General features: G+C 68.5%; 6 protein-coding genes. All 6 read left to right on the top strand.

What is annotated here, in order from left to right; translation table 11 throughout:
* Window positions 1-116 precede the first annotated feature (116 nt).
* Window positions 117-1,769 (top strand): arginine--tRNA ligase, encoded by a 1,653-nt coding sequence (gene argS, locus LQD00_RS03855; protein ID WP_232715746.1) that lies wholly within the window; start codon window positions 117-119, stop codon window positions 1,767-1,769.
* Window positions 1,766-3,187, top strand: coding sequence for a diaminopimelate decarboxylase (gene lysA / locus LQD00_RS03860; RefSeq protein WP_232715747.1), 1,422 nt, complete (start codon window positions 1,766-1,768; stop codon window positions 3,185-3,187). The genes argS and lysA overlap by 4 nt, the downstream gene beginning before the upstream one ends.
* Window positions 3,184-4,527, top strand: a complete 1,344-nt coding sequence (locus LQD00_RS03865) for a homoserine dehydrogenase (protein ID WP_232715748.1) — start codon at window positions 3,184-3,186, stop codon at window positions 4,525-4,527. Before lysA ends, LQD00_RS03865 begins: the two co-directional genes overlap by 4 nt.
* On the top strand, window positions 4,520-5,605 hold the full coding sequence (gene thrC, locus LQD00_RS03870) for a threonine synthase (protein WP_232715749.1): 1,086 nt from the start codon (window positions 4,520-4,522) through the stop codon (window positions 5,603-5,605). Before LQD00_RS03865 ends, thrC begins: the two co-directional genes overlap by 8 nt.
* Window positions 5,586-6,590 carry a homoserine kinase gene (thrB, locus tag LQD00_RS03875; RefSeq protein ID WP_232715750.1) on the top strand — a complete coding sequence of 335 codons (1,005 nt, stop codon included), beginning with the start codon at window positions 5,586-5,588 and terminating at the stop codon, window positions 6,588-6,590. Before thrC ends, thrB begins: the two co-directional genes overlap by 20 nt.
* Window positions 6,591-7,033: 443 nt before the next feature.
* Complete coding sequence (gene rho / locus LQD00_RS03880; protein WP_232715751.1) at window positions 7,034-9,124, top strand: transcription termination factor Rho; 2,091 nt, start codon at window positions 7,034-7,036, stop codon at window positions 9,122-9,124.
* Window positions 9,125-9,169 lie beyond the last annotated feature (45 nt).

Below are 9,169 nucleotides of genomic sequence, written 5' to 3' on the forward strand. Positions count from 1 at the left end.
GGGCGGTCGTACCCCCCGACGCGCGCTCGGCGCACACGAGTCTACTGGTGGGCTGCACCCGCTCTGGGAGGGTGCGATTATCGATGAGTAGCCCTCGGCCAATAGGATGGTGTCCCGTGACTCCCGCCGACCTGGCCGCGCTGCTGCGCGCCGTGACCCTGACCGTGGTCCGCGACCGCGGACTGGACGAGAACCTGGTGCCCGACTCCATCGTCGTCGAGCGCCCCCGTCACGCTGACCACGGCGATTACTCCACCAATGTCGCCCTGCAGCTCGGCAAGCGACTCGGTGTGGCGCCCCGTGAGCTCGCCGGCTGGCTCGCCGAGGCCTTCGCCGGCGCCGAGGGCATCGCGAAGTCGGAGATCGCCGGTCCCGGGTTCGTCAACATCTGGCTCGGCGCGGCCGCCCAGAACACCGTCGTGGCGACGGTGCTGGAGCAGGGGGACAGCTACGGCCGCGGCAAAGAGCTGGCCGGCTCGATCATCAACCTCGAGTTCGTCTCGGCCAACCCGACCGGACCCATCCACCTCGGCGGCACCCGCTGGGCAGCCGTCGGTGACGCCCTGGGGCGTGTCCTGGCCGCTCGCGGCGCGGACGTGACGCGCGAGTACTACTTCAACGACCACGGCGCCCAGATCGACCGCTTCGCGCGGTCGCTGGAGGCCGCGGCGCTGGGCAACCCGACCCCGGAGGACGGCTACGCCGGCGACTACATCGGCGACATCGCCGCCCAGGTCGTCGCGAAGGTGCCCGACGTGCTGTCGCAGCCCGAGGCCGACCGGGTCGAGACCTTCCGCGCCGTCGGCGTGGACCTGATGTTCGACCACATCAAGAAGAGCCTGCACGATTTCGGCACCGACTTCGACGTCTACACCCACGAGGACAAGATGTTCGCGACGGGCCTCGTCGACGAGTGCATCGAGCAGCTCAAGGGCAACGGCAACCTGTACGAGAACGACGGTGCGTGGTGGTTGAAGTCCACCGACTTCGGTGACGACAAGGACCGCGTCGTCATCAAGAGCGACGGCAACGCCGCCTACATCGCCGGCGACATCGCCTACTACCGCGACAAGCGCAACCGCGGGTTCAACCTGTGCATCTACATGCTCGGTGCCGACCACCACGGCTACATCAGCCGCCTCAAGGCCGCCGCGGCCGCGCTCGGTGACGACCCGGCCACCGTCGAGGTCCTCATCGGACAGATGGTGAACCTGGTCAAGGACGGCAAGCCGGTGCGCATGTCGAAGCGTGCGGGAACGGTCATCACCCTCGACGACCTCGTCGACGCCGTGGGCGTCGACGGCGCGCGGTACTCGCTGATCCGTTCGTCGGTGGACGTGAACATCGACATCGACCTGGACCTGCTGACCAAGCAGTCCAACGACAACCCGGTCTATTACGTGCAGTACGCGCACGCCCGGATGTCGGCGCTGGCACGCAACGCCGCCGACCTGGGCGTGGTGTCCTCGCTCGATCACCTCGACCTGCTCGACGACCCGGCCGAGGGCGAATTGATCCGCACCATCGGCGATTTCGACGAGGTCGTGGCCACCGCGGCCACCCTCCGCGAGCCGCACCGCGTCTGCCGCTACCTCGAGGTCCTGGCCGGCACCTACCACCGCTTCTACGCCAAGTGCCGCGTCCTGCCCCAGGGCGACGAAGAGGTGGCCGACATCCACCGCGCCCGGCTCGCCCTGTGTGAGGCCACCCGCCAGGTCCTGGCGAACGGTCTCGGACTGGTCGGTGTCAGCGCTCCGGAGCAGATGTGAGCGCGCATCCGGCCGGCCCGCGGCACGCCGAACTGCTGGCCGCACCGCACCTCGCGCAGCGCCCGAACGACCCGGCCGTGCTCGCCGCCCTCCCGCCCCAGGTGTGGCCGCGCAACGCCGCCCGCGACGAGACGGGTGAGCTGCGTATCGCCGGTGTGCCGGTGAGCGAGCTGGCCGCCGAGTTCGGCACCCCGGCGTTCATCGTCGACGAGGCCGACTTCCGGTCCCGGTGCCGCGACATGATGGCGGCCTTCGGCCCCTACGGCCGGGTTCACTACGCGTCGAAGGCCTTCCTGTCCACCGAGGTCGCGCGCTGGGTGAACGACGAGGGTCTCTCCCTCGACGTGTGCAGCGGCGGCGAACTCGCCATCGCGCTGCGCGCCGGTTTCCCCGCCGAGCGAATCGCGTTGCACGGCAACAACAAGAGCCCCGAGGAGCTGGCCGCGGCGGTTGACGCCGGCATCGGGCACGTGGTCCTCGACTCGATGATCGAGATCGACCGGCTCGACGCGATCTCGGGTGAGCGGGGAGTCGTCACCGACGTACTCGTCCGCGTCACGGTCGGCGTGGAGGCCCACACCCACGAGTTCATCTCGACCGCCCACGAGGACCAGAAGTTCGGCTTCGCCCTCGCCGGCGGCGTCGCGATGGACGCGATCCGCCGGGTCTTCGCGACCGACAACCTCCGCCTCGTCGGTCTGCACAGCCACATCGGCTCGCAGATCTTCGACATGGACGGCTTCGAGCTCGCCGCCCACCGCGTCCTCGGCCTGCTCCACGATGTCGTCGACGAGTTCGGCGTCGAGAAGACCTCACAGATGTCGATCGTGGATCTCGGTGGCGGACTGGGTATCTCGTACCTCGAAGAAGAGCGCCCGCTGCCGGTGGACAAGGTCGCCGAAACCCTCGCCGACATCGTCCGCCGCGAATCCGAGGCCGTCGGTCTGCCGATGCCGATCATCGCCGTCGAGCCCGGCCGCGCGATCGCCGGCCCCGGCACGGTCACGCTCTACCGCGTGGGCACCGTCAAGGACGTGGCGCTCGGCGGTGGTGCCACCCGCCGCTACATCTCCGTCGACGGCGGGATGAGCGACAACATCCGCACGGTCCTGTACCAGGCCGAATACGACGTCCGGCTGGTTTCGCGGGTGTCCGACGCGCGTGCGGTCGTCTGCCGCGTCGTCGGGAAACACTGCGAGAGCGGTGACATCGTCATCAAGGACTGCTGGCTGCCCGAGGACCTGGGTCCCGGCGACCTGATCGCGGTCGCCGCCACCGGCGCCTACTGCTACTCGATGTCGAGCCGGTACAACATGACCATGCGGCCGCCGGTCGTGGCCGTGGCCGATGGGGCAGCACGCCTGATGCTGCGGCGCGAGACCATCGAAGACTTCCTCAGCCTGGAGGTGGGATCGTGACCGGATCTGTCCAGAACGCAAGCGACACAAGCGAGGTGAATGCCGTGCGACCCATCGGGGTGGCGGTACTCGGGATGGGCAACGTCGGTGCCGAGGTGGTGCGCATCATCACCGACAACGCCGCCGACCTGCGAGCGCGCGTGGGCGCACCGGTGGAGATCCGGGGCGTCGCCGTGCGAGATCTCAGCCGGCCGCGCAAGATCGGCCAGGAACTGCTGACCGACGATCCCGCGTCGCTGATCGCACGCGACGACGTCGACATCGTCGTCGAGCTCATGGGCGGCATCGACCCGGCCCGTGCGCTGATCCGCACCGCGCTCGAGAGCGGCAAGTCGGTTGTCACCGCCAACAAGGCGCTGCTGGCCGAGTACACCGGTGAACTCGCGAGTGCGGCCGCCGAGGCGAAGGTGGACCTCTACTTCGAGGCCGCGGTCGCCGGTGCGATCCCGGTCATCCGCCCGCTGATGCAGTCGCTCGCCGGCGACACCGTCGAGCGCGTCGCCGGAATCGTCAACGGCACCACCAACTTCATCCTGTCGGAGATGGACGAGACCGGCGCCGACTACGCCGACACGCTCGCCGAGGCGGGCCGTCTCGGATACGCCGAGGCCGATCCGACCGCCGACGTCGAGGGTTACGACGCGGCGGCCAAGGCCGCGATCCTCGCGTCGATCGCCTTCCATTCGCGGGTCACCGCCGCCGACGTCCACCGCGAGGGCATCTCCTCGGTGACCGCGGCCGACCTGGTCGCGGCGAAGAAGTTCGACTGCACGATCAAGCTGCTCTCGATCTGTGAGCGCGTTCGCGATGTCGACGGCTCCCAGCGGGTCTCGGCGCGCGTGTACCCGGCGCTGATCCCCCTGACCCACCCGCTCGCCACCGTCAACGGGGCATTCAACGCGGTGGTCGTCGAGGCGGAGAACGCCGGCCGGCTGATGTTCTACGGGCAGGGTGCCGGCGGATCGCCCACCGCGTCGGCCGTACTCGGCGACATGGTGATGGCCGCGCGCAACCGTGTCCACGGTGGGCGGGGTCCGCTGGAGTCGACCTATGCGTCGCTGCCGATCGCCCCGATCGACGACGTGTTCACCCGCTACTACATCTCGATGCGCGTGGCCGACCGCCCGGGCGTCCTCGCCCAGGTCGCCGGTGAGTTCACCAAGCGTTCGGTGAGCATCGCCGCGGTGCGCCAGGAAGGTGCGGGCGACGACGCGCGCCTGATCGTGGTGACCCATCGGGCCCCGGACCGCGCGCAGTCGGATTGCGTTGCGGCGCTAGAAGACATGGACGCCGTCATCAAGGTGTCGAGTGTGTTGCGATTGGAAGGTACCGATGACTGAGACGACTCCTGCGCCCGTGCACCGCGCGTGGCCCGGCCTGATCGAGGCATACCGTTCGCGGCTGCCCGTCGCCGACGACTGGAAGGTCGTCACCCTGCTCGAGGGTGGCACCCCCCTGATCAGCGCCCCGTATCTGTCGTCGCTGACCGGGTGCGAGGTCTACCTCAAGGTCGAGGGCCTCAACCCGACCGGCTCGTTCAAGGACCGCGGCATGACCATGGCCGTGAGCAACGCGGTCAACAACGGCAAGACCGCCGTGTTGTGTGCCTCGACGGGCAACACCTCCGCGTCGGCGGCCGCCTACGCCACCCGCGCCGGGATCACCTGTGCGGTGCTCATCCCGCAGGGCAAGATCGCGATGGGCAAGCTCGCCCAGGCGGTCATGCACGGCGCCAAGATCATCCAGGTCCAGGGCAACTTCGACGACTGCCTCGAGCTCGCCCGCAAGGCGACTGCCGAGTTCAGTGAGATCGAGCTCGTGAACTCGGTCAACCCGGCCCGTATCGAGGGCCAGAAGACGGCTGCCTTCGAGATCGTCGACGTCCTCGGTCGCGCCCCCGACGTGCACGCGCTGCCCGTCGGCAACGCCGGCAACATCACGGCCTACTGGAAGGGCTACACCGAGTACCACGCCGATGGTGTGTCCTCCTCGGTGCCGCGGATGCTCGGTGTGCAGGCCGCCGGAGCGGCCCCGCTGGTCAACGGCGCCCCGGTCAAGGAGCCCGAGACCATCGCGACCGCGATCCGCATCGGCTCGCCAGCCAGCTGGAACCAGGCCGTCGCCGCCAAGGAGGAGTCGAACGGTCAGTTCCGCGCGGCCACCGACGAGAAGCTGCTCGAGGCCTACCGCCTGATCGCGGGCGAGGAAGGCGTCTTCGTGGAGCCGGCGTCCGCCGCGAGCGTGGCCGGACTCCTCGCCGCGCGTGCCGACGGTTGGATCGAGGCCGGTTCGACGGTGGTCTGCACCGTGACCGGCAACGGTCTGAAGGACCCCGACACCGCGCTGGCAGGCATTCCCGAGGTCGAGGCGATCCCGGTCGATCCGGTGGCGGTGGCGAATGCCCTCGGTGTCGGCTGAGTCCGCCGGGGTCGAGGAGATGACGCAGAACGGCGAGATGACCGAACCCGGGGTGGCAACACGTCAGCTACCCGTGGGTGTCTCGGCGCGCGTCCGGGTGCCGGCGTCGAGCGCGAACCTCGGACCGGGATTCGACTGTCTGGGCATCGCTTTGGGCATCTACGACGAGGTGATCGTCGAAACCGTCGCCGACGGCATCGTGCTGGACATCGAGGGGGAGGGTTCGGCCGACGTCCCGCGCGACGGGTCCCACCTCGTCGTGCGCGCGCTCAATCGCGGTCTCACCCATGCCGGCGTGTCCGCGCCCGGCCTGAAGTTGCGCTGCGTCAACCAGATCCCGCATTCGCGGGGCCTCGGTTCCTCGGCCGCGGCCGCGGTCTCCGGCCTCGCCGCCGCCTCCGGTCTGATCTCGGCCGCGGGGTTCGGCGCGGGGCTGTCCACCGACGAACTGGTCCAGTTGTCCAGTGAGTTCGAGGGGCACCCCGACAACGCCGCCGCGAGCGTCCTCGGTTCGGTCGTCGTCACCTGGACGGAGACCACCGACGAGGTGAACTCCTATCACGCCCACCGGCTGTCGGTTCACCCCGACGTGTGTGCGACCGTCTTCGTCCCGGACACCGAGTCGTCGACGTCGTTCACCCGTGGGCTCCTGCCCGACGAGGTGCCGCGTGCCGATGCGGTCTTCAACCTGAGCCGGGCTGCGCTCGCCGTCGTGGCGCTGACCTCCGACCCGCGCAATCTCATGGCCGCCTCGGCGGACCGGCTTCACCAGCCCTACCGTGCGTCGGCGATGGTGCCGACCAGCGAACTCGTCGCCGAACTGCGTGCGCGCGGGCATGCCGCGACGGTCTCCGGCGCCGGGCCCACGGTGCTCGTGCTGGGTACCTCGCCGATCCCGGCCGACATCCGGGTGCTCGCGCAGGGACTCGGTTTCACCACGCAATCGGTCGCCATCGCCGGCGGCGTGGACACCAGCGCGGGCTGAGTTCGACACTCCTCGCGGTCGAGGCGTTTCGTCACGGGGCGCCCCGGGAATACCCGACGTGCAACGCACGTTGGGAACGAGGTGTTCAGCGGTGTCCAGCCGAGGATCACAGCCTCCGATCGATGTCTCCATTTGGCACTTTCGGCGTGTTGCCCCTATCATGCGAACGGGGTTAACATATTCTGGTCTAGCCGCGCGGGCTTGTCCCGCCGTGCTTCTCATCCATCACCGATCGGGGCCACCGATCGTATCCGGCCGGGGTCGTGGGTCTCTGTCGACGGTGCTGAAGCACGGGTGGCTCCCGAGCACGCTCGCAGCGGGACCGAACATCTCTCTGACCGTTCACCCCCTACCGTCCAACGCGGACGGACTCCCTCGCGTACACAGCAGGGAAACGTAGACCTCACGCAGCTTCCGTCTGCGGGAGGAACGAAAGGACTTCCGTGACAGATACGGACCTGATCACCGCACCTGCCGAGCAGGAATCCGCGGGTTCGGCCGGCCCTGACTCGGGGCAACCGGCCAAGACACGCGCTCGTGCAGCACGTACCGGCCTGTCCGGCATGGTGCTCAGCGAGCTGCGGACCGTTGCCGGTGAACTCGGCATCAAGGGCACTTCCGGGATGCGCAAGGGCGACCTAATCGCCGCCATCAAGGAGCGCCAGGGCGGCGGCGCCGCCAAGACCGCAGACGCCAAGGCCGCAGACACCAAGGCCGAGGCCAAGAGCCCCGACGCCAAGAACGCCGACGCCAAGGCCGTCGAGGTGAAGAACACCGAGGCAAAGGCCGCCGAGGTTGCCTCCGCCGAGGCCAAGGCCGACACCAAGACCTCCGAGACCCGGCGCCGGAGCGCCAAGGCCTCGTCCGAGGACGGGCAGCTGTCGATCGTCGAGTCCGCCGAAGACGGCGATTCCGGTCAGGCGTCCCGCTCGGGCAAGAAGAATGCCAACCCGGAGGGCGGCGAGCAGAACGCCGACCAGTCCTCCAAGGGCGAGTCGAAGGGCGAAGCCAAGACGGATTCGCCGAAGGCCGGCGACGCCGACGCCGGTGAGCAGCGCAATCGCCGCAACCGGAACCAGAACCGCGACAACCAGAACCGCGAGGGTGGCCAGAACCGCGAGGGCGGCCAGAACCGGGACAACCAGAACCGCGACGGTGGTCAGAACCGGGACAACCAGAACCGCGAGGGCGGCCAGAACCGCGACAACCAGAATCGCGATGGGGGCCAGAACCGCGGCGGCGGCCAGAACCGGGACAACCGTGACGACCGGGACGACGACGGCGAAGGCGGCGGTCGTCGCCGGGGACGCCGTTTCCGCGAGCGTCGTCGTGGGCGCGATCGCGACGGCGGCAGCCAGAACGAGCCGCAGGTCTCCGAAGACGACGTGTTGCAGCCCGTCGCCGGCATCCTCGACGTGCTCGACAACTACGCCTTCGTCCGCACCTCCGGCTACCTCGCCGGTTCCAACGACGTCTACGTGTCGATGAACATGGTGCGCAAGAACGGACTTCGACGCGGCGACGCGATCACCGGTGCGGTCAAGGTGCCGCGCGAAGGTGACCAGCAGAACCAGCGCCAGAAGTTCAACCCGCTCGTGCGCCTCGACACCGTCAACGGCGGTGACGTGGAGGCGGCGAAGAAGCGCCCCGAGTTCAACAAGCTCACCCCGCTGTACCCGAATCAGCGACTGCGCCTGGAAACCACGCCGGACCGCCTGTCCACCCGCGTGATCGACCTGATCATGCCCATCGGCAAGGGGCAGCGTGCACTGATCGTCTCGCCGCCGAAGGCCGGTAAGACGACGATCCTGCAGGACATCGCCAACGCGATCACGATCAACAACCCGGAATGCCACCTCATGGTGGTGCTCGTCGACGAGCGTCCGGAAGAGGTCACCGACATGCAGCGCTCGGTCAAGGGTGAGGTCATCGCCTCGACCTTCGACCGGCCGCCGTCAGACCACACCTCGGTCGCCGAGCTCGCCATCGAACGCGCCAAGCGTCTCGTCGAGAGTGGCAAAGACGTTGTGGTGCTTCTGGACTCGATCACCCGTCTGGGTCGCGCGTACAACAACGCGTCGCCGGCATCGGGCCGAATCCTCTCCGGTGGTGTCGATTCGACCGCCCTGTACCCGCCGAAGCGATTCCTCGGTGCGGCGCGCAACATCGAGAACGGCGGATCGCTGACCATCATCGCCACCGCGATGGTCGAGACCGGTTCGACCGGAGACACGGTCATCTTCGAGGAGTTCAAGGGCACCGGCAACGCCGAGCTCAAGCTCGATCGCAAGATCTCCGAGCGTCGTGTGTTCCCCGCGGTCGACGTCAACCCGTCGGGCACCCGCAAGGACGAGCTCCTGCTCTCGCCCGACGAGTTCGCGATCGTCCACAAGCTGCGTCGTCTCCTGTCCGGTCTCGACTCGCAGCAGGCGATCGACCTCCTGATCAGCCAGCTGAAGAAGACCAAGACGAACATCGAGTTCCTGATGTCGGTTCAGAAGACCGCTCCGGGAGCCGGTGGCAACGACGACTGACAGTCGACGAACCTACCGACGGCCCTGCCCCGCATCATGCGGGGC

The sequence above is a fragment of the Gordonia metallireducens genome, from assembly GCF_021245825.1.
Taxonomy (GTDB): Bacteria; Actinomycetota; Actinomycetes; order Mycobacteriales; family Mycobacteriaceae; genus Gordonia; species Gordonia namibiensis.

Excerpts from the sequence above, each read along its gene's own strand:
- thrC (WP_232715749.1), top strand. The coding sequence starts at position 4,520 with ATGACTGAGACGACTCCTGCGCCCGTGCACCGCGCGTGGCCCGGCCTG.
- thrB (WP_232715750.1), top strand. The coding sequence starts at position 5,586 with ATGCCCTCGGTGTCGGCTGAGTCCGCCGGGGTCGAGGAGATGACGCAG.